The sequence below is a fragment of the Martinezella hainanensis genome (assembly GCF_900094555.1).
GTDB classification, from domain to species: domain Bacteria; phylum Pseudomonadota; class Alphaproteobacteria; order Rhizobiales; family Rhizobiaceae; genus Rhizobium; species Rhizobium hainanense.
Window position 1 is genome coordinate 18,004 of sequence record NZ_FMAC01000012.1, and the last position, 20,338, is coordinate 38,341.

Here is a 20,338-nt window from a genome sequence, read left to right on the forward strand (position 1 = left end):
CTATTGTTCATTCGGGCTTCTCCGACAAGGTGGTCGCCATGCATCAGAAGAACTTCACTTTCCACAGCGCTCTTCCGCAAGCGGAGTCGCAGGATAGCTTTATCGATCTCGACCGGCTGATGGCCGTCGTGGTCAGGCGCATCCGCACCATCATTTTTGCCGTGGCCGCTTTTGTCATTCTGGCCGTCGCCTATCTGCTCACCGCCACCTCGAGCTATACGTCGATGACGCAGATATTGCTCGACGAAACCATGACGAAATATGCCGAGGATCAGCCGCCGGCGGCGAGCAGCCAGCAGGCGGATATGGAAATCGCCAGTGCAGTCGAAATCCTCAAATCGAACGAAATGGCGCTGCGCGTCGTCGACACTGCCGGCCTTGCCGACAACAATACATTGCTTAATCCGCCGGTATCTCCGGCGGCGTTGCTCAAATCCGGCGTCAGCCTGATCGTCAGCGTCTTTACGCCCGGTCGTCCGCCGATGACGCCCGAGGAGCAGCGCGAGGCTCAACGTCAGAAGGTTGCTGCCGTTTTGCAGGACAATCTGAAGGTCGAGCGCGTCACGCGAAGCTCGGTCGTTGCCGTCTCCTACAGCTCCACCGACAAGCGACTTGCCGCCGCGGTTACGCGCGCCTATGCCGACGCTTATCTGACCGACCAGCTGAACGCCAATTTCGACGCCACTGAGCGCGCCTCGGTCTGGCTGCAGGAACGCTTGAACGATCTGCGCCAGCGCGCCCAGGAGGCTTCGCTTGAAGTCGAAAAATACAAGGCCGACAATGGGTTGACCTCCACGGGTGGCGAGCTGATGTCGGAACAGCAGATTTCCGATCTGAACAAGCAATTGATCATCGCACAGGCCGATACCGCCAGCGCAGCCGCCCGCTACAATCAATATAAGTCGATCATCGACCAGGGCCCCGACAACGCCGTCAAGAACGCGACCATCTCGTCGAGCTCGACCGACAACTCGGTGTTGCAGGATCTGAAGACACGCTATCTCGCCGTCGAAAAGCGCGAGCAGGACGTCACGCAGAACTTCGGCGCCGACCATCCGCAAGCCGTCGCGCTCAAGGCCGAGCGGCAGGACATTACCCGGCAGATCTATCAGGTCCTTCAGCAGCTGACTGCCAGCTACAAGAACGAGCTTGATGTTGCGCAGTCGCGGGCGGAATCGCTGCGCGAAAGCATCGATAAGGTCGTCGGCAAGAATTCCGAGGCTAACAAGTCGCTGGTTCATCTCAATGAGCTGAACCAGAAGGCATCGGCGTTGAAGACGCTTTATGAATCCTATCTTGGCCGTTTCGAACAGGCGACCCAGCAGCGCTCCTTCCCGATCGCCAAGGCCCGCGTCATCTCGGTTGCCGGCGTACCGACGGCGCCGTCCAGCCCGAAGAAGACGCTCGTCATGGCGCTTTCGGTCATCCTCGGCCTGATGGTCGGTTGCGGTGTTGCCGCATTCCAGGAGTTCCGTGATCGCTTCTTCCGCGTCGAGGCCGACGTGCGGGCTGCTCTCGGATTGAAATTCCTGGGCTATCTGCCTCTGCTCGGCCAGCAGAGCAAAAACAAGAAGAAGCCGCGCAAGGCCGATGCCGGAGCGGAGCCGACAACGGCGGAAGAGGGAGAGAACGGCGTCGCCTTCGAGCGCATGATGCGCATCTCCGTCGAAGCGCCGCGCTCGATCTTCGCCGAGACCTTGAGGAACGCAAAGCTCGCCAGCGATGTGATGCTGCAGGGCCGCGCCGACCGCGTCATCGGCGTTGTCTCGGCACTTCCCGGTGAGGGCAAGTCGACAACGGCTGCCAACTTTGCCGCCCTGCTTGCGAGTAGCGGCAAGCGCACGCTGCTCATCGATGCCGACTTGCGCAACCCGGGTCTCAGCCGGACGCTGAAGACGCCACCGCAGGCCGGCCTGATCGAGGCTGTGCTTGGCGAGGTGCCCTGGACGAGTGCCGTGAAGGTCGATCCGCGCACCAAGCTTGCCATTCTCCCGGTCGCCGTACGCGATCATCTGCTGCACACCAGCGAGCTTCTGTCCTCGCAGGGCATGCAGCATCTGATGGAAAATGCACGCAAGATGTTCGACTACATTATCGTCGATCTTGCACCGCTTGGCCCTGTCATCGATGCAAAGGCCTTCGCGCCGCAGGTCGATGCCTTCCTGTTGGTTACCGAATGGGGCGCGACGCCAACCAATCTGGTGCGTGATGTTCTCGAGCAGGAGCCGCAGATCAACTCGCGCATCCTCGGCGTCATCCTCAACAAGACCGACATGTCGGAACTGCCGCGCTACAGCGATTTCGGCGGAACGGAACGCTACCGGCAGAAATATGTGAGCTACTACACGGAGGCGCAGCCGCGCGCCCAGGTGGACGCTTAGCCTGCCGATGCCTTGTCGGCCTTGAGCCGGGTTCTCGCCAGGGCATGTTCGCGCCAGATCGTGAATATGCCCGCCGCAACAACGATGAGCGCGCCCGCAATCATGGGCGCGCTCAGCTTCTCGCCGAATATCGTGACGCCGATAATGGCGGAGAAGACGAGCTGCAGATAGGTCAGGGGCTGGATGACCACCGCGTCGAGCATGTCATAGGCGCGGATGAGGAAATAATGGCTCGAAACGCCTGTCAGGCAGAGAATGCCCATGAAGATCCAGTCATGTGGGGCCAGCGATGTCCAGAAGAACGGCCCGATGCAGGTCATGGCGACCGCACCCACAACGCCCGTATAGAAGAAGCTGGTCATGGCGCCGTCCTCGCGGCTGACATAGCGTGTCAGGACGACGTAGAGCGAAAATAGCAATGCGCCGAAAAGCGGCACGAGGAACCGCGCATCGAAGACGCCGCTTTCCGGCTTCAGGATCAACAGCACGCCGATGAAGCCGAAGCAGATTGCCAGCCAACGCCGCCAGCCGACCTTCTCGCCGAGGATCGGTATGGACAGCAGGGCCACCATCAGCGGGCCTGATGAAAAGATCGCCTGCGAATGGGCCAGACCGACGATGACGAAGGACGAGATGGCGACGACGATCTGCGCGGCGAGCAGCAGGCCTCGGGCAATCTGCAGGACAGGACGCTTGGTCCGGACAGTGCGTCGCAGCCCGCCGGGTGCGCGCGAAGCCATTGCGATGGCGAAAAGCATGAAGGCCCAATAGCGGATCATCGCCACCAGAAGCGGCGGATAGGCGCTGACAAGGTGCTTGGAGATGCCGTCCTGTATGGCGAATATGCTGATTGCCAACAGCGTGAAGACGTAACCGGTACTATTGGATTTCATGGCTTTCGAAGGAAGAAGATGTGCGAGGCCCCGGAGGCGCCGGGACTCGACGCCACATTCACATTAGGTCATTCATCGGTTCAATCATAGGCTTTGTATCCGCCTTGCCGAGCGGCACATCAGCCCTTCTTGCGATCCCCAACGAAAGCCGTGAAGCCATCGATGAAAGCCGCAAGATTGTGTTTCACTTTCTCGTCGACGATCGCCCCGTCCGCATCGAAGACACTGCCGGCGCGCGATACCATCAGCCGGCCGCCGAACCAGGCTTCGGCGCCGAGCGTGCGCAACACTGTCAGCCAGGCATTCTGGCTGAGGATGGTGCCGAAATTGCCCGGCGAAGCACCGAGGACAGCGATCGGCTTTCCGCCGAAGACCTGGGCGATGTCCGTGGAGGGGCGGCTCATCCAGTCGATGGCATTCTTGAAGACGCCCGGAAGCGAATTGTTGTATTCCGGCGTAAACAAGATCAGCCCATCGGCCGATATGGCCAGATCCTTGAGTTCCTGCACCTTTTCCGGAATGCCTTCCGCCGCCTCGAGATCGGCGTCGTAGAGCGGTATGCCGTGAATGGTGCGGGCGATCAGTTCGACGCCGCTTGGCGCCAATTCGACGGCCGCGTGGAGCAGGGCTGTGTTGAAGGAGCCTTTGCGCAGGCTGCCCGATATGCCGAGTATCTTCATCGCTTCCCCCATTTGCCGTGATGGGAAGACATTTATGTTTCGTCGTCCTTCGTCAAGGCCTACTGCATAATTTCCGCTAAATCGGAATCGACTAAGAGAAATTATGTAGTATTTCAATGCGTTACAGTGTCATTGGCGCGTGTTGAAAGACGCGCGGTGCTGCATGCGAGATTTCACGCAGCGAGCAGTGACCTCAGCTTGAGGGTGCTTGCCATGCTCAAGGAAAGCATGACCTATACGGTAGGGTCGGCTTCGACTGAGTAGTCCGCGGGCAACTCGCCCGCCCTCTCAGTCATGCAAATGCGTTTCGGCGCTATCTATACCATCGTCCGATGGGATGATGTGCAGGTTCCCGAAGCGTACGCCGCGCTGCGTCACGACGCTGTCGGCAAAGGTCTTGATCTCGTCCGCCTTACCCTTCAGCACGGAGACTTCGAGGCAATCTTGCCCATCGATGTGAACATGAAGCGTCGATACCGAAAGATCGTGGTGATCGTGCTGCGCCGTCGTCAGCCGGCGTGAGAGGTCGCGGGTTTCATGCTCATAGACATAGGTGAGGGCCGCGTAACATCTGGCTTCGCCGTCTATGATCGGTTGCGCACGGGTTACTGCATCGCGGACGAGATCGCGCAAAGTCTCCGAGCGGCTTGCATAGCCGCGCTGTGCACTGATCTTGTCGATGGTTTCGAGAAGATCGTCATCAATGGTGATGGTAATGCGCTGCATTTCCTGATCCTCTTTTGCCCCACGGCTTGCCGCGATCGACTAGAGCGTGATGCCGAAAAGTGTAGGCGGTTTTCGGACGACATCACGCTCTACTTCTTTGATGCTAGAGCGGATTCAGATTTTAGGTCGATTCGACCTAAAATCATCCGGCTCTAGAGAAAATTTCGAGGCGATTTGCAACGGGGTCGAAGCTTATTCCCGGCCGCGGAAACGACGCTGGTAAGTGGGGTCGTAGAGCGAGCTTTCGCGAAAATCGCTGGCGCCAAGCGACGGGCCGACAAAGATCAATGCAGTGCGCTCGATCGGTTCTGCCGCCACCTTTGCTTCGATCGTGGCAAGCGTAGCCCGAATGATCCGTTCGTCCGGCCAGGATGCCTTGACGACGATCGCGACCGGGCAGTCCGCGCCGTAAAGCGGCGTCAGGTCCCTAACGACCTTTTCAAGTGCGTGGATTGCCAGGTGAATGGCGAGTGTCGCACCCGTCGCGCCGAATTTTTCCAGCGTCTCGCTGTTTGGCATCGGCGAGGCGCGGCCTGATACCCGCGTCAGCACAAGGCTCTGGGCGACGGCCGGGATCGTCAATTCGCGCCCGAGCGCCGAGGCGGCGGCGGCGAATGCTGGAACGCCTGGGGTCAGCGTATAGTCGATGCCATGCTGTTCTAGCCTGCGGATCTGCTCGGCGACCGCGCTCCAGACCGAGAGGTCGCCGGAATGCAGGCGCGCGACATTCTCGCCGGCGGCGGCCGCCTTCAGATATTCCGCCTCTATCTCGTCAAGCGACATCGGCGCCGTGTCGATGATGCGGGCGCCGGGCGGGCAATATTGCAATAGTTCCGGCGAAACGATCGATCCGGCATAGAGGCACACCGGGCATTTGCCGATCAGATCCCGGCCGCGCACGGTGATCAGGTCGGCGGCCCCGGGGCCTGCGCCAATGAAATGCACTGTCATCGCTCTACCTCATTCTGAATTATGGCTTCACCCACGACCATTGCGTCACCGGCATGGCTGGCCGCCAGCCGGTCATGCGGCCGACGGGTGCGGCGCGGGCAATATCGATGCGGATCAGCGAGCCGCCCCGGCGTGCCTGTGCGGCCAGCAGCAGCGCTTCCATTTCGGTGGTGACAGCATTGGCAACCAGCCTGCCGCCGCTTTTCAACTGGCTGATTGCGGCCTCCAGCACGCCGGCGTCGCTGCCGCCGCCGCCGATGAAAATCGCATCCGGGGCCGCAAGACCGGAAAGAGCCGTCGGTGCCTCGCCTTCGACAATCGCCAGGCTCGGCACCCCGAAATTTGCGGCATTGCGGCGGATGCGCGCCGCACGTTCAGCCGATGCCTCGATGGCAATGGCGCGCAGCGAGGGATCGGCCAGCATCCATTCGATGCCGATCGAACCGGAGCCGGCGCCAATATCCCAGAGCAACTCGCCATGGCGCGGCGCAAGCGCGGACAGCGTGATCGCGCGGATCTCCCGCTTGGTGATCTGGCCGTCATGCTCGAAAAGCTCGTCGGGCAGCCCCGCGCTCAGCGGCAAGATCCGAGCTCCGGCTTCCGCCTTGACCTCGACTGCGCAAATATTCAGATCGTTGATGCCGGAGAGGGTGAAATCAGCCGCAATTTGCCGGGAGACCCTCTCATGTGGTCCGCCAAGCGCCTCCAGAACCGTAAGCTCGGAGGAGCCGAAGCCTGAGCCTTGCAGCAAGGCGGCCAAGTCGGCGGGGCCTTTGCCATCGGATGTCAGCGCCAGGATCTTGCGGCCGGTATGGAGATGCGGCCGGATGAGATCGATCGGCCGCCCGTGGAGCGAGAGAACCGTCGTTTCCTGCAAGGGCCAGCCGAGGCGCGACGCGGCAAGGCTGAAAGAGGAGGGCGCCGGAATGACGGTCATTTCGGAAGCCGGAATACGTCGTGAAAGTGTTACCCCGACGCCGTAGAAGAAGGGATCGCCGGAGGCGAGAACCACCGTCGGCTTGCCCTGGCGGGCGAGCACTGTCTCGACAGACTTTTCGAATGGTGAAAGCCAGGCCTGCGTTTCGCCTGTTATCAATGGGCTCATCAGGTCGAGATGTCGCGTTCCGCCAAAGACCATTGGCGCTGCAGCGATCAACCGCTTGGCCTCGTCGCCAAGCCCGGCTGGACCGTCCTCGCCGATGCCGATAAGAGTGAGCCAGCGTTGAACTGAAGGTGTCTCAGCCATGGGCAAGGCCCGCATTCTGATTCTGGGCGGTACGACGGAGGCCCGCGCGCTCGCGACGTCGCTCGCCTCCCGCGACGATCTCGAGGTCGTGCTCTCGCTTGCCGGCAGAACCGCCGATCCGGCCCCGCAACCCGTTCCGGTGCGCAGCGGCGGCTTCGGTGGCGCTGAGGGGCTTGCTCGCTATGTCAGTGATGAAGCGATCGATCTGGTGGTCGACGCCACCCATCCCTTTGCAGCCCGCATTTCGACCAATGCCGCACAAGCGGCTGTTGAATGCGCCGTGACCGCTTTTGCCCTGCGCCGTCCGGCCTGGGTGTCGGTCGAAGGCGATGACTGGCTCTCGGTGCATAGCGTTTCGCAGGCCATCGCCGCGCTCGGCGCAGCACCCCTGCGCGTTTTCCTGGCAACCGGGCGGCAAGAGGCGCATCAGGCGAACGCCGCGCCGCAGCACCTTTACTGGGTTCGTAGCGTCGATCCCGTCGAGCCGCCGCTGACGGTGCCTCATGTCAGCTACATCCGCAGCCGGGGGCCGTTCCGACTGGCCGACGAACTCGACATGCTGCAACAGCATCAGATCGAGGTTGTCGTCGCCAAGAACAGCGGCGGCGAGGCGACTTACGGCAAGATCGAGGCAGCAAGGCATCTCGGCATCAAGGTAATCATGGTCGAGCGCGCCGAGACCGCCGGCTTGCCGGTGGTCGAAACGGTGGACGCTGCGCTCGATCGGATCGATCATTTCGTCTCTTCCCTGATGAACCGCGGCGTATAGACGAGATCCGGGCGTCCTTCGCGGGCAATGACGCGCGTCTCGGCCGAGCCGATGATGACACAGGTCGCCATATCGGCTTGCGAAGCTTCGGCATCCGCTAGGCGCGCCACCGTCATGCGTTCGTCGGGCCGGCCGGCGGCGCGGCCGAAAATCACCGGCGTGTCAGCAGGCAAAATGTCATGGACAATTTCGAAGGCTTTGCCGAGCTGCCAGGGTCGCGCCTTGCTGATCGGATTGTAAAGCGCGATCACAAAGCCTGCCTCGGCGACGGCGCGAAGCCGGTTTTCGATGAGCGGCCAGGGCTTCAGATTGTCCGACAGTGAGATTGCGCAAAAATCGTGCCCGAGAGGAGCGCCGATGCGCGCGGCGACTGCAAGCATGGCCGTAATACCGGGCACGACGACGAGGTCTACCGAGCGCCATTCAGACGGACCGTGATCGATCGCCTCGCAGACGGCCGCTGCCATGGCAAAGACGCCGGGATCCCCGCCCGAGACGACGCAGACATTTATGCCGGCCGCAGCCCGCTGCAGCGCCACCTTGGCCCGGTCCAACTCCTCGCGATTGTCGGATGCCTGACGGATCTGGTCGCTGCGAAGCGTCAGACGGTCCAGATAAGGGCCGTAGCCATAGAATTCGTGGGCATCCGCAACGGCAGCCAGCGCCTCCGGCGTCGTCTGCTCAGGCTTGCCGGGACCGGTACCGATCACATAGAGACGCCCGCTCATGGCCTGCTTTCCCAGCCTGGCACCAGAACCAGCGAAAAATACGGCGCCTCGGCATCGTCGCGGCTGGCAAGCGGCGTCATGGCGCCGTTCGCCATCGTGCCGCGCTCGACATAGATTGCTTCCCCTAGCCGGCCGGCAGCGTCGAGCGCACGGCGGATTTTCGGCAGATTGCGGCCGACCTTCATGATGACGGCGGCCTGCGTATCGCCCAAGCGCCGGGTAAGCTCTGCCTCCGCCATCGTTCCCGGCAGGACGGAGAGTACGTCGTCTCCTTGTACCATCGGCAATCCGGCAAGAGACCAGCAGCCGGACATGGCCGTCACGCCCGGTATGACTTCTGTCGGAAAACGATCGGCAAGGCGCACATGCAGATGCATATAGGAGCCGTAAAAGAACGGGTCGCCCTCGCTGAGCACGGCAACCGTCTTTCCCTCGCGCAGATGCGCCGCCACCATTTCGGCCGAGGCGTCGTAGAAGGCGGTGATCTGACTGAGATATTCCGGCGCGTCCTTATCGATCTCGGTCGTGACCGGATAGTAGAGCGGCAGCAGTTTTACGTCTGCTCTCAGAAACTCGCCGACGATGGCCTTGCCGTTGCCGCCTCTGCCCTGCTTGGCAAAGTAGGCGACGACATCGGCACGTTCGAGGGCCTTGACCGCCTTGACCGTCAGCAGTTCGGGATCACCGGGGCCGGTGCCGACACCGATCAACTGTCCATTGGATGGCGCGCTCATAGGCCCGGCCTCGCCAGGGCATTGAGGGCGGCCGCCGTCATGGCGCTGCCACCAAGCCGGCCGCGCACGATGGCAAAGGGAACGCCGTATGAGTTTTCGGCGAGCGCATCCTTCGATTCCGCCGCGCCGACGAAGCCGACGGGCATGCCGATGATGGCGGCTGGCTTCGGCGCACCGTCACGCAGCATTTCCAGAAGGTGAAAGAGGGCGGTCGGCGCATTGCCGATGGCAACGATCGAGCCGGCAAGGCGATCGGTCCAAAGATGCATAGCGGCTGCTGAGCGTGTATTGCCGATCGACTTGGCGATCTCGGCCGTGCGCGGGTCCTGCAAGGTGCAGATTACTTCGTTGGCGGCCGGCAGGCGGGCGCGGGTAACGCCGCGAGCGACCATTTCCGCGTCGCAGAAAATCGGCGCGCCGTCAGTCAGCGCCTTGCGGGCGGATGCGACGAAATCGGGGGAGAACAGGAAATGCTCTGCGGCTTCCACCAATCCGCAGGCATGGATCATGCGGACTGCGACATCGGCCTCGGCTTCGGGAAAACGCGACAAATCGGCTTCGCTGCGGATGATCGCGAAGGAGCGTTCATAGATCGCATCTCCCTCGCGGATATAATAATAGTCAGGCATTTCTATCCCTGTCGTAAAGCCGTCGCGATTGCGTCCCGGCCGAGCCGTTTAAGACACTGCTGCGCCGATTCGCCAGCAGCTTTGTTGTTTCGTACCAGTTCTCCGAGCGCGACCAGCGCCGATTTCAGGCCCTCCTTGTGGATGTAAGCTACGGGCTTGGCTGATGATGACCCATTTACGACAATAGCATAGCCTGTTGCAGCACCGACGATGGTGAGCATTGCCGGGGATGGGTGGGCGCAGCCCTTTGGGCAGCCGGACAGATGGACCTTGAGCGAACCGTCAAGCAGCTCGGCTCCGACATCGACCAGATCGGCGGCCGCCTGCTTCGTTGCATAGTGGGCCGAGCCGCACGCGCCGGCGCCGGAGCAGGGGACCACGTAATTTGCTGGATCGTCGGCATGCGTCTGGAGGCCGCAATCGGCTGCCACCGCCAGGATATCTTCGATGTTATCGCGTTGGAGTCCGAGCAACAGCAGGCTATGCTCCGGTCCCGTCCGAATTTCATGCGCGCCCTTCAGTTCGGCTACGTCGAGAAAGCCGATGAGGTCCTGGGAGCGGATCTGACCGAAGGCAGGCCGCAGGCCGAGGGCAGAATGCTGTTTGTCGAGTGGGATAAGGCCGACAGAAGAGGTCGAGGGAGTGCCTTTGGGGAGTGAGAGACCGGGAACGGTGGGAAACTGCGCCTGCACGTGGGCAATGTCCAGATCACGGCCACGGGCGCGGGGTCCGATCGCGATCAAGGCTTCGAGCAATGTCACAACACCGGCTATCGCCTCTTCGCCAGGCAAGGTGGCAAGCCGCGGGGCCGTCGCGCTTGTTCCGGCGATGGCGAGCGTCCAAAGCTCTCGGCCATCGGCGGTATTGGTGGCTTTCAGCCGGATATCCGCCGTCAGTTCGTCGAGTGTGAGCCGGCCGCCGCCGTCGACGATGATGGCGAGCTTGGCAGCCAGCAATGGCTTGGGATGAAGTGCATCGATGGCGCTCCGCAGACGTTCAGCGAGCCCGCGCGCGTCAGCGATCTCCGACGGATCGACGCCGCTGAGCGGTGGGACTTCGATCGCAACACCGCTCTCCGGCACGATGCCGGCGCGATCGATATCGGCGGCCAGTCCGGGCATGCTCTCGGACGTCATGCCGCGAAGCTGAAAATTGCCGCGCGCGGTGATCTCGATCAGGCCGTTGCCATGTTCCTCAGTGGCTTTGGCCAGCGCGCGCAATTGCGCGACGGTGAGGCCTGGCGTCGATGGCCGCAAGCGAACCAGCAGACCGTCGCCCGTCGGCATCGGCGCGCTCAAGGAGGGGCAGGCGCCGCGAACCATGGAGGGTACGGGCGATGCAACGTCATCGTGACCGGCCTCTCCTTGCGAGAGGCACGTTTGTCCCTTTACCGTCTGCGTGTCAGCCGCAACCATAAGACTGCCCTTCATAAGGGACATTTCCTTGCACAAACCGGATCGGCGGGCAAACGATTTGGCATTTGGCTTTTATGCGAGATCGTCGAAATCCTGCCCCTTGCGCATGAGGTAGATATCCATGATCCACCCATGCCGGGCACGGGCCTCCGCCCGCGTCGCAAGAATCCGCTCGGAAACGTCGGCAAGCCTGCCGGCGATGGTGATCTCGTCCTTGGTGCCGAGATAAGCTCCCCAATAGATATAGGCATCGGGATCTTCGATCTTGCTGAAGGCCTGCTCGCCATCGAGCATGACGACGGCCGTTTCGGCAATGCCGGGAAAGCTTTCAGCGAGCCGCCTGCCTGTGGTGATCTGCACCGGCTTGCCGACGAGATTGAGGGGGATGCGATGGCTCGCCGTCAGCGCCTGGATGCTGGTGATGCCAGGAATAACGCTGTAATCGAGGACAATATTCCCCCGACCAACGACACGCTCGAGAATGCGCAACGTGCTGTCGTAAAGGCCCGGATCGCCCCAGACGAGGAAGGCAGCGCTCTGACTTTCCGTCACGTGCTCCAGAAACAGCTGTTCATAGGTCGCGGAAATCGCGTCATGCCATTCGTCGACGCTCTGCACATAGCTGCGGTCCGCCGTCTGGCGTGAAGGCACGTCATAGCTAACGAAGCGCGTGGCTTTATTGGTGACATAGCGCTCGCAAATCTCCTTGCGGACATCGGCGAGTTCGGCCTTGGCCGCGCCCTTGCTGGGGATGAGGATGACGTCGGCTGCATTCAGTGCATTGATCGCCTGCACGGTCATATGTTCGGGATTTCCGGTGCCGATACCGACGATGTGAATATGCCGCATATGCTTTGCCCTCGCTCTCAAGCGCTGTTTGCCGGAAGCGCTCGACCATTTCAAGAGCAGACGCTCAAGCCGATTGCCGGTCGAAGGTCCAGCGGCTGGCCATATAGGTGCGGGGTGACGTGCCGAGCATGCGGCGGAACATGGTGGTGAAGGCCGCCACGCTCTCGTAACCCGCTTCGAGCGCGACGTTGGTGACGGGCTGGCCCTCCGCAAGCTGCGGCAGGCAGGCAAAGACACTCGCCTGCTGACGCCAGGTCGTGAAGCTGATGCCGGTTTCCTTGCGGAACTGTCGGGTGAAGGTGCGGCGGCTCACCGAAAGCTTCTCGGCCCAGTCGTCCAGTCTGGCGTTGGGTGATGGATTGGCGAGATAGTCTCGGCAGAGTGCCGTCAACCGGCGGTCGGACGGGAAGGGCAGGCCGAGCGGGCGCTCAGGCAGCGTCGCGATCTCCTCGACAAGAAGAGAAAGGACCAGCTTGGCCTTGCGATGGCTGATGGGGGCTTCACCCAGCCGAATGGCCTCCAGAAGCAGGCTGCGGGCAAGATCCGTCACCTCGACGACGCGCGGCGCGTCATCCTTCGGCGGTTGGCCACGTGGCGTCACATAGACGGATTTCATGCTGACATCGCTCAGGATCTCGATCGAATGCTCCATTCCGACCGGGATGAAGAGAGCATGGCCCGGCGGCACCATCCAGCGGCCGCGCGCCGTCATGATCAGGGCGACGCCTGAGAAGATGCAAAGCAATTGCGTGCGGCGGTGATGATGCCAGGGAACAGTGTAGCCCTGTGGCGGCTCGGCACTATGGACAAGCACATCAGCGGGCGACTCCTCCATCCAGCGCACGTTCCGGACATGGTCGTCGTCGAGCGTTGCCAGCAACTGTTTCGATAGCTTTTCCATTTTGGCCCAATCGAGAAACTATTGGACCAAAACACGAAAGAAGGACACTCGCAAGACGTGTTAAAGGCGGATCAAGTCATATCGTCGGCAAATCTCGCTGACGCAGGAGGATTCCTCACATGGTTGCGGAAATTTCGGGTGCGCAGACCCGATATCAGAAGACGACGATGTCGATCGTCATGGCGGTCAGCACGTGCCATCTGCTGAACGACACGATGCAGTCGTTGCTGACATCGCTCTACCCGATGTTCAGAGAGAACTACGCGCTCGATTTCGTGCAGATCGGCCTGCTGACGATGATGTTCCAGATCACCGCATCGCTGCTGCAGCCGGTGGTCGGCATCGTCACCGACAAATGGCCGATGCCTTACTCGTTGCCGGTCGGCATGGTCAGTACCTTCTTGGGCTTGCTGCTGCTCGGTTACGCCGGCAGCTTTGGAATGCTGCTGGTGGCCGCAAGCCTCATCGGCTTCGGCTCGGCGGTCTTCCATCCGGAGGCATCGCGCGTTGCCCGTCTGGCGTCGGGCGGTCGCCACGGCTTGGCGCAGTCGCTCTTCCAGCTGGGCGGCAATGCCGGTTCGGCGATCGGGCCGCTGATCGCTGCATTCTTTGTTCTGCAGCACGGCCAGAAGAGCGTCGCCTGGCTTTCCGTGCTTGCCGTTATCGGCTTCATCGTTTTGAGCTGGGTCGGTAACTGGTTCATCAATCATCGTCGCCAGCAGTCCTCGCGTCCGGCGCCGAGCCGCACTTTGCCGATCGCGCGCAACAAGGCGATGTGGGCGCTTGCAATCCTCATCCTGCTGACGGCAACGAAGAACGTCTATATGGCCAGTATTTCGAGCTATTTCACCTTCTACGTCATCGACAAGTTCCATCTCGATGTTCGCGATGCGCAGCTGATGCTGTTCCTCTTCCTCGGCTCCGTCGCCGTTGGCACGATCATGGGCGGCCCGGTCGGCGATCGTCTGGGTGCGCGCTTCGTGATCTGGTTCTCGATCCTCGGCGTCATCCCGTTTGCGCTGCTCATGCCCTATGCGAACCTGTTCTGGACCTGCGTCCTGACGGTCATCATCGGCCTCGTGCTGGCTTCGGCCTTCCCGGCGATCGTGGTCTTTGCGCAGGAGCTGATCCCCGGCCGCGTCGGGCTGATCGGCGGTATCTTCTTCGGCTTTGCCTTCGGTGCCGGCGGACTTGGCGCGGCCTGGCTCGGCGATTTCGCCGATGCGCGCGGCATTCCCTTCGTTTACACGATCTGCTCGTACCTGCCGCTGCTGGGATTGTTCACGATCTTCCTGCCAAGAATTCCGCGGCATTGATCGAAATCGGCGGGCATTAGGCCCGCCGTCTTTTCTAGCGCTTAGCGAAAATCCTGCTTGTCAGGCATAGCGGCTGATCGCGAGGTCGGTCGCGTCGATATCCGGCTTACGGCCGCTGACGAGATCGCTGATGACGCGTGCCGAGCCGGAGCTCATGGTCCATCCGAGCGTGCCGTGGCCGGTATTGAGGAACAATCCCTTGATCTTCGTTGGCCCGATGACGGGCGTGCCGTCCGGCGTCATCGGTCGCAGGCCCGACCAGAAGGACGCCTTGGCGACATCGCCGCCGGGGAAGAGATCGGTGACGGAGTGTTCGAGTGTCTGCCGGCGGGGAAGGCCGAGATCATTGGTATAGCCGGAGATTTCAGCCATACCGCCGACGCGGATGCGATCGCCGAGGCGGGTGATCGCGATCTTGTAGGTCTCGTCCATGACGGTCGATTCCGGCGCGCGCGAGGCATCGGTGATCGGGATCGTCAGCGAGTAACCCTTGACCGGATAGACGGAGAGGCTGATGCCGAGCGGCTTCAATAGGAGCGGCGAATAGCTGCCAAGTGCGACGACGATCGCATCGGCGTCCATGCGCCCACGGTCGGTCATGACGGCGCGCACCTGCCCGCCCTCAACGTCGAGCCCCTTGATCGTCGTGCCGTACTGGAACTGGACGCCAAGATCGACCGCCTTCGCCGCAAGCGCATTGGTGAATTTGAAGCAATCTCCGGTCTCGTCCTTCGGCGTCAGGAGCCCACCGACGATCTTCCCGCGCACATGCTTAAGTGCCGGCTCGACCCGAATGCAGCCTTCGGGATCGAGCACTTCATAGGGAATGCCGTCGGCCGCCAGGGCCTTGACGTCCTTGGCCGATGCGTCGAGCTGCTGCTGCGTGCGGAAGAGCTGTAGCGTGCCCTGCATGCGTTCGTCATAGGCTATACCCGTCTCCTCGCGAACCTCAGCCAGCGAAATGCGGCTGTAGTCGGCAAGGCGCAGCATCCGGCTCTTGTTGATCGCGTAGCGTTCCGAGGTGCAGTTCGACAGCATCTTGACGAGCCATGACAGCATGGCGCCATCGACCTTCGGACGCAGGATCAGCGGCGCGTGGTGCATGAACAGCCACTTGATCGCCTTCATTGGAATGCCGGGAGCCGCCCAGGGCGAGCAATAGCCGAAGGAGACTTCGCCGGCATTGGCAAAGCTCGTTTCCAGCGCCGGCCCTTGCTGCCGATCGATGACCGTGACTTCGTGGCCCGCCTTGGCAAGCTGATAGGCTGACGTCACGCCGATAATACCGGCACCCAGAACGACGACTTTCATGATGTCCTCAGAGAATTGAACTTTGGAAGGTCAGCGATATTGACGGTGGAAGCGATGGCCGAGACTGGTCAGGATTTCATAGGAAATCAAGCCGGCATCCCGCGCAAGATCATCCAGGCTCTGATGATCTCCGAGAACTTCCACCATGCTTCCGAAGGAGAGAGTGCCTTCGGGCAGAGCGCTGATATCGATCGTTGTGCTGTCCATCGACACACGGCCGACGATCGGCAGGCGCACGCCGTTGTAATAGACTGCACCGCGATCGCTGAGGCTGCGCGGAAGGCCGTCGGCATAACCGGCGGCGATCGTCGCAAGCCGGGTCTGGCGCTTCGTGACATGCACGCCGCCATAGCCGACACGCGCGCCTTCCGGAACGGTCCGCGTCTGCACGACGGCGACATCAAGCCTGACAACGGCTTCCATGGGGTTGGTAACGCCGCTCGTGGGGGCGCCGCCATAAAGAGCGATACCCGGCCGCGCTAGCACACCGTGAAAATCGCCGCCGAGGAAGATGCCGCCGGAGTTTGCGAACGAAACATCGTACTGCGGAAACTCCGCTGCGACACGGCGCATTTCGGCAAGCTGGTCGGCGTTTTGTCCGCTGCCGGCCTCGTCTGCGGAGGCGAGGTGGCTCATGATGAAGAGAATGTCGATGTCGTCCGATGTCTGCAGATGAGCAGCGACGGCACTTCTGTCTTCCGGCGGGATACCCAGCCGCGACATGCCGGTATCGAATTGCAGAACCGCCGGCAGCCTGCGCTGAAGAGACCGCGCCGTCTGCGACCATTGCTGCAGCTGATCGAGCGAATTGATGACGGGCACGATGCCGACGTCGGCGCAGGTGGCCTCATTACCGGGCAGCAGGCCGTTCAGCACGAAGACCGTTGCGTCGCCCGGGAGCTGTGGACGCAGCCGCAATGCCTCGATGAAGTGGGCGACGAGGAAGTGGCGGCAACCGCGCGCATAGAGCGCTTTCGATACTTGGCTGGCGCCAAGCCCATAGGAATCGGCCTTGACCACGGCAGCTGTCTTCGCCGGCACGACGACGGCGGATAGCTTGTCGTAATTCCGGCACAGCGCGGCCAGATCGATCGTCAGATAACCACACGCTCCGTTGTCGATCGCCAATTTCAGCGCTCGGGAATCCACAATGCAGCCGTCCATGTTCGCCCTCGTCTTTCAAAACAAGAGTATTGAAAGGATCGTGAAATTGCTCGCCAAACTGTGATTGATTATTGTGTAATTACGTTGATATTGAAATGATCTGCGAATTTTTGAAAGAATCCACATGGCCGCTCTCGATGCGATCGATCGCAATATTCTCCGCCTGCTTCGCCTCGACGCTCGCGTCAGCAATGCCAAGCTGGCAAGCGAGGTGGGGCTGTCGCCATCGGCCTGCCTGCGGCGCATCAAACTGATGGAGCAGGCGGGCGTGATCCGGGGCTATACGGCGCTGGTGGACACCTCCCAGGCGGAGGCATCGATCGCCGTCATCATCAACATCACGCTCGAACGGCAAACGGAAGAGCACCTCGATCGCTTCGAGGCAGCGGTACGCAAACACCCCGAGATCAAGGAGTGCTTTCTGATGACGGGCGGCTCCGATTATCTGTTGCGTGTCGAGGTTGCCAATCCCGGCGATTTCGAGCGCATCCACAAGGATATTCTGTCGACCATGCCGGGAGTGCTGCGAATCCACTCGAGTTTCTCGATCCGCAATGTGCTGGCGACGCGGCCGAAGGGCCTGCGTTGAATAGGCCGAGATTGTTTCGGCCTATGGAGGACGCTATTTTGCCGTATCGCGGGCCTGGTCCCAGCCTATGCCTGCTGCAGCATCGACCTCACAGATCAAGCCGCTGGGCTCGTAACTGACATGGACTTTGCCATTCAACTCTGCCGCCAGCAGGCTTTCGATCAAGCGGGAGCCGAAGCCCTTGCGGGTCGGGGTGTTTACCACCGGCCCTCCCGATTCCTGCCAACGCAGCTTGAGCTGGTCGGTCTCGCCCATTTCCACGGACCAGGTGATCGCAACACGGCCATCCGCCACTGAAAGCGCACCGTATTTGGCGGCATTCGTCGCAAGCTCATGCAGCGCAAGCGATATGGAAACGACGGCTCTCGGCGCGAGCTTGATCGCCGGCCCGGAAATTTCGAACCTGTCCTTCGGATAGGGCGAAAGCGCCTGGGCGATGACGGCGGTCAATTCCGCCTGCTCCCATTGGCCGTGGATCAACAGGTCATGGGCGCGCGCCATGGAGGAGAGCCGCGCTTCGAATGTCTCGACGGATGCCTTGTCGACATCATCGCGCCCGAGGGTCTGACGTGCGATAGCCATGACGGTCGCAAGCACATTCTTGACGCGGTGATTGAGCTCGCCGACCAGCACCGTCTGCAGGCGTTCAGCTTCCTTCTTCGCACTGATGTCATGGGCGGTCTTCGAGGCTCCCACGATCCGGCCATAGGTGTCATAGATCGGCGAGACGCTGAGCAGAACGTCGACAAGTTCGCCGTTCCTGCAGCGTCGCTTCGTCTCATAGGGCTCGACCCTCTGACCTGCGCGGATCCGGGCGAGGATCGTCGTTTCTTCTTCGCTTCGGTCATCCGGAAGGAGCATCGTGACCGATCTGCCGACGGCCTCTTCGGCGGAGTGGCCGTAAAGCCTTTCCGCACCGGTATTCCAGCTTCTGATCACCATGTTGAGATCGATACTGAGGATCGCGTCGTCCGACGAGGCGATGATGGCTGCCAGACGCCGTTCGATTTGCTGTGCCTGCTTGCGTTCGGTGATGTCCGTGACCACCCCGGCGACGCGCTGGATGCGTCCGGAACCATCCCGCAGGCCGGAAACGGCGTTTGCAACCCATACGAGGCTGCCGTCCTTCCGGATATAGCGCTTTTCGATCTCGAAGTTCTCGCCGGTCGCCATCATCGTCTCGAACAGGCGCCTATTCTCGCGCAGATCGTCCGGGTAGGTGATGTCGTCCATCCGCATGCCGAGAAGCTCGGTTTCGGAGTAGCCGACGATCTCGCAGAAGCGCCCATTCACCTGAATGAAGCGGCCATCGAGTTCGCATTGGGCCATTCCCGTCGCGGATTGGGAAATGACGGCGCGGATCCGTTCCTCGCTTTCGCGCAATATCTGTTCGGAACGAACACGCTCCGTCGTCTCATTGACAATGCAGAAGACGCCCAGCACCTTGCCGTCCGCGTCGCGAACAGGCGAATAGGAAATGTCGAAGTAGACCGTTTCGGGATAGCCGTAGCGCTCGATGTAGAAGGGGCGATCTTTGGCGACGACGGTCTGGCCGTCGTGAAGGACGGAGCGCAAAAGCGGTTCGAGGTCGTTCCAGAGCTCGGCCCAGTTTTCCCGTGCAGGGTGCCCCAAGGCGTGGGGATGCTTGTCGCCTATCGTCGGTGCATAGGCGTCGTTGTAAAGCGCAACAAAATCCTCGCCCCAGAACATGACGATCTGGGCTCGCGCGGAGAGCATGATATCGACGGCGGCGGTCAGACATGGGGGCCATGCCGATTTTGGGCCGAGACTGGTCGCCGCCCAGTCGAAGCCAGAGATAAGCGCTGCCATCTCGTTGGTGTGACTTGCCAGTTCGGGCACGATATTCAGGATGCATCCTCTCTTGAGCGACAGTCATCCTCTAAAGGATGCTTTGGTTCCGCCCACGCTCGCGAGGACTCATAGCATATTCCCTGTCGCGGAGTGCAGAGAGAAAATTCGCTGATTTCAAAGTATTTTAAATAACATAGTAGATACTATAGTAGATCGTTCGTCGCGATCGCAAGTCTCAGTAAACCGCTCGTTTTGACTTTGGATGAGCATCGATCTGTTGCCGATCCGCTTGCGGCGGTCAGGTGTCGGGCCTTGCATGCATTTCGGCCGTCAGCCACCTTTCGAGCGCCAGGGCATCGGGCCTTCCGGCAATGTGCGGTGCGATCCAGAGCACCATGCGGCGCGGTCCCGGCAGGAAACCGAAAGGTGCCACAAGCCGGCCCGACGCCAGCTGATCGAGCACGAGCATCTGCGGCACGACCGCCATGCCGAGCCCGCATGCCGCCGCCTGGATCAGCAGATAGAAATGGTCGAAGGCCGCTTGCGGCGTCAGACGCAGATCCGCCTGTCCGGCTATGGCCTGCCAATCGCTCCAGGCTTGCGGTCGTGTCTGCGTGGAGAGGATCGATGCATGTTCCATATCATCGGGACGCAAAATGCCGGAGCGGCTCAGATATTCGGGCGAACAGACAGGGCCGATGGCCTCGCCGCCGAGCTCCCGGATGATGGCATCCTTCGGGGGATCGATGACGCTCGAGCGGATGGCGAGGCTGATCTTGTCCCGGACAAAGTCGATCTGGTCGTAGTTCATGTTGAACTGAAGGGCGATGTGCGGATGGCGCTCGTGGAACTGGCCGATGCGCGGAATGATCCAGCCCATCATGATCGAGGAGGAACAGGACAGCGTCAGCGGGCTCGGGCGCACACGCTCGACGCTTGCCTGCATCAGGCCGAAGGCGCTCGCCAGCCCTTCCGCCAGACGCAGTCCTTCCGGGGTCGGCTCGGTCGAATGCGCCCGGCGGGTCACGAGGATGACGCCCAACGTCTCCTCGAGCCCGCGTATATGCCGGCTGATCGCGCCATGTGTGACGCAGAGTTCGTCTGCGGCCAATGTCATCGACCGGTGCCTGGCAGTCGCTTCGAATGCCTTAAGGGCATTCAAGGATGGAAGAGGGCCGCTCATTCTTTCGATTCCGCTGTCTCGTGATGTGATTTTTCCTCACATGATCGGGAGATTAAATCGT

The 20,338-nt window shown here is 61.3% G+C and carries 19 protein-coding genes; 4 read left to right on the top strand and 15 right to left on the bottom strand.

The window, feature by feature from the left end:
* Nucleotides 1–38: 38 nt before the first annotated feature.
* The gene (locus tag GA0061100_RS27875) at nt 39–2,381 is read left to right on the top strand and encodes a polysaccharide biosynthesis tyrosine autokinase (RefSeq protein ID WP_075856219.1); all 2,343 of its coding nucleotides are present in this window, start codon (nt 39–41) and stop codon (nt 2,379–2,381) included.
* On the opposite strand, the gene GA0061100_RS27880 is transcribed toward GA0061100_RS27875, so the two are convergent.
* The 5 genes from GA0061100_RS27880 to cbiE all read right to left on the bottom strand — a co-directional run bounded on the left by GA0061100_RS27880 (nt 2,378) and on the right by cbiE (nt 6,892).
* Entirely contained in the window at nt 2,378–3,274 is an 897-nt protein-coding gene (locus tag GA0061100_RS27880) for a DMT family transporter (RefSeq protein ID WP_075856116.1), read from the bottom strand. The two genes, GA0061100_RS27875 and GA0061100_RS27880, sit on opposite strands and share 4 nt — an antisense overlap.
* Before the next feature lie 119 nt (nt 3,275–3,393).
* Nucleotides 3,394–3,954 carry an NADPH-dependent FMN reductase gene (locus GA0061100_RS27885; protein ID WP_075856220.1) on the bottom strand — a complete coding sequence of 187 codons (561 nt, stop codon included), beginning with the start codon at nt 3,952–3,954 and terminating at the stop codon, nt 3,394–3,396.
* A 288-nt stretch (nt 3,955–4,242) separates the two neighbouring features.
* On the bottom strand, nt 4,243–4,680 hold the full coding sequence (gene nikR, locus GA0061100_RS27890; protein WP_075856117.1) for a nickel-responsive transcriptional regulator NikR: 438 nt from the start codon (nt 4,678–4,680) through the stop codon (nt 4,243–4,245).
* A gap of 192 nt (nt 4,681–4,872) precedes the next feature.
* Nucleotides 4,873–5,631 (bottom strand): precorrin-4 C(11)-methyltransferase, encoded by a 759-nt coding sequence (gene cobM, locus GA0061100_RS27895; protein ID WP_075856118.1) that lies wholly within the window; start codon nt 5,629–5,631, stop codon nt 4,873–4,875.
* A 19-nt stretch (nt 5,632–5,650) separates the two neighbouring features.
* On the bottom strand, nt 5,651–6,892 hold the full coding sequence (gene cbiE, locus GA0061100_RS27900) for a precorrin-6y C5,15-methyltransferase (decarboxylating) subunit CbiE (RefSeq protein ID WP_075856119.1): 1,242 nt from the start codon (nt 6,890–6,892) through the stop codon (nt 5,651–5,653).
* Here cbiE and GA0061100_RS27905 point away from each other — a divergent pair.
* On the top strand, nt 6,876–7,646 hold the full coding sequence (locus GA0061100_RS27905; protein ID WP_075856120.1) for a cobalt-precorrin-6A reductase: 771 nt from the start codon (nt 6,876–6,878) through the stop codon (nt 7,644–7,646). The genes cbiE and GA0061100_RS27905 overlap by 17 nt on opposite strands.
* On the opposite strand, the gene GA0061100_RS27910 is transcribed toward GA0061100_RS27905, so the two are convergent.
* The 6 genes from GA0061100_RS27910 to GA0061100_RS27935 all read right to left on the bottom strand — a co-directional run bounded on the left by GA0061100_RS27910 (nt 7,610) and on the right by GA0061100_RS27935 (nt 12,902).
* The gene (locus GA0061100_RS27910) at nt 7,610–8,374 is read right to left on the bottom strand and encodes a precorrin-3B C(17)-methyltransferase (RefSeq protein WP_075856121.1); all 765 of its coding nucleotides are present in this window, start codon (nt 8,372–8,374) and stop codon (nt 7,610–7,612) included. The genes GA0061100_RS27905 and GA0061100_RS27910 overlap by 37 nt on opposite strands.
* Nucleotides 8,371–9,108: a precorrin-2 C(20)-methyltransferase gene (locus GA0061100_RS27915; RefSeq protein WP_075856122.1), complete on the bottom strand. Its 738-nt coding sequence runs from the start codon at nt 9,106–9,108 to the stop codon at nt 8,371–8,373. Before GA0061100_RS27915 ends, GA0061100_RS27910 begins: the two co-directional genes overlap by 4 nt.
* Complete coding sequence (locus tag GA0061100_RS27920) at nt 9,105–9,737, bottom strand: precorrin-8X methylmutase (protein ID WP_075856123.1); 633 nt, start codon at nt 9,735–9,737, stop codon at nt 9,105–9,107. The genes GA0061100_RS27915 and GA0061100_RS27920 overlap by 4 nt, the downstream gene beginning before the upstream one ends.
* A 2-nt stretch (nt 9,738–9,739) precedes the next feature.
* On the bottom strand, nt 9,740–11,167 hold the full coding sequence (gene cobG / locus GA0061100_RS27925) for a precorrin-3B synthase (RefSeq protein WP_083961458.1): 1,428 nt from the start codon (nt 11,165–11,167) through the stop codon (nt 9,740–9,742).
* Nucleotides 11,168–11,224: 57 nt separating this feature from the next.
* Nucleotides 11,225–12,001, bottom strand: a complete 777-nt coding sequence (cobF, locus tag GA0061100_RS27930) for a precorrin-6A synthase (deacetylating) (protein WP_075856124.1) — start codon at nt 11,999–12,001, stop codon at nt 11,225–11,227.
* Nucleotides 12,002–12,065: 64 nt separating this feature from the next.
* On the bottom strand, nt 12,066–12,902 hold the full coding sequence (locus GA0061100_RS27935; protein WP_075856125.1) for an AraC family transcriptional regulator: 837 nt from the start codon (nt 12,900–12,902) through the stop codon (nt 12,066–12,068).
* 119 nt (nt 12,903–13,021) lie between these two features.
* On the opposite strand from GA0061100_RS27935, the gene GA0061100_RS27940 reads away from it, so the two are divergent.
* Nucleotides 13,022–14,218 carry an MFS transporter gene (locus tag GA0061100_RS27940; protein WP_075856126.1) on the top strand — a complete coding sequence of 399 codons (1,197 nt, stop codon included), beginning with the start codon at nt 13,022–13,024 and terminating at the stop codon, nt 14,216–14,218.
* Nucleotides 14,219–14,278: 60 nt separating this feature from the next.
* On the opposite strand, the gene GA0061100_RS27945 is transcribed toward GA0061100_RS27940, so the two are convergent.
* Together GA0061100_RS27945 and alr are read right to left on the bottom strand one after the other, a co-directional pair.
* The gene (locus GA0061100_RS27945; protein ID WP_075856127.1) at nt 14,279–15,529 is read right to left on the bottom strand and encodes a D-amino acid dehydrogenase; all 1,251 of its coding nucleotides are present in this window, start codon (nt 15,527–15,529) and stop codon (nt 14,279–14,281) included.
* Nucleotides 15,530–15,559: 30 nt separating this feature from the next.
* Entirely contained in the window at nt 15,560–16,693 is a 1,134-nt protein-coding gene (gene alr, locus GA0061100_RS27950) for an alanine racemase (protein ID WP_075856128.1), read from the bottom strand.
* Between the two features lie 124 nt (nt 16,694–16,817).
* Between alr and GA0061100_RS27955 the strand changes: the two genes are divergently transcribed.
* On the top strand, nt 16,818–17,282 hold the full coding sequence (locus GA0061100_RS27955; RefSeq protein ID WP_015343397.1) for an Lrp/AsnC family transcriptional regulator: 465 nt from the start codon (nt 16,818–16,820) through the stop codon (nt 17,280–17,282).
* A gap of 33 nt (nt 17,283–17,315) precedes the next feature.
* Here the strand turns inward: GA0061100_RS27955 and GA0061100_RS27960 are convergent, their stop codons facing one another.
* Nucleotides 17,316–19,112, bottom strand: a complete 1,797-nt coding sequence (locus GA0061100_RS27960; RefSeq protein WP_075856129.1) for a PAS domain S-box protein — start codon at nt 19,110–19,112, stop codon at nt 17,316–17,318.
* 280 nt (nt 19,113–19,392) lie between these two features.
* Nucleotides 19,393–20,277, bottom strand: coding sequence for a LysR substrate-binding domain-containing protein (locus GA0061100_RS27965; protein WP_075856130.1), 885 nt, complete (start codon nt 20,275–20,277; stop codon nt 19,393–19,395).
* Between the last annotated feature and the right edge of the window lie 61 nt (nt 20,278–20,338).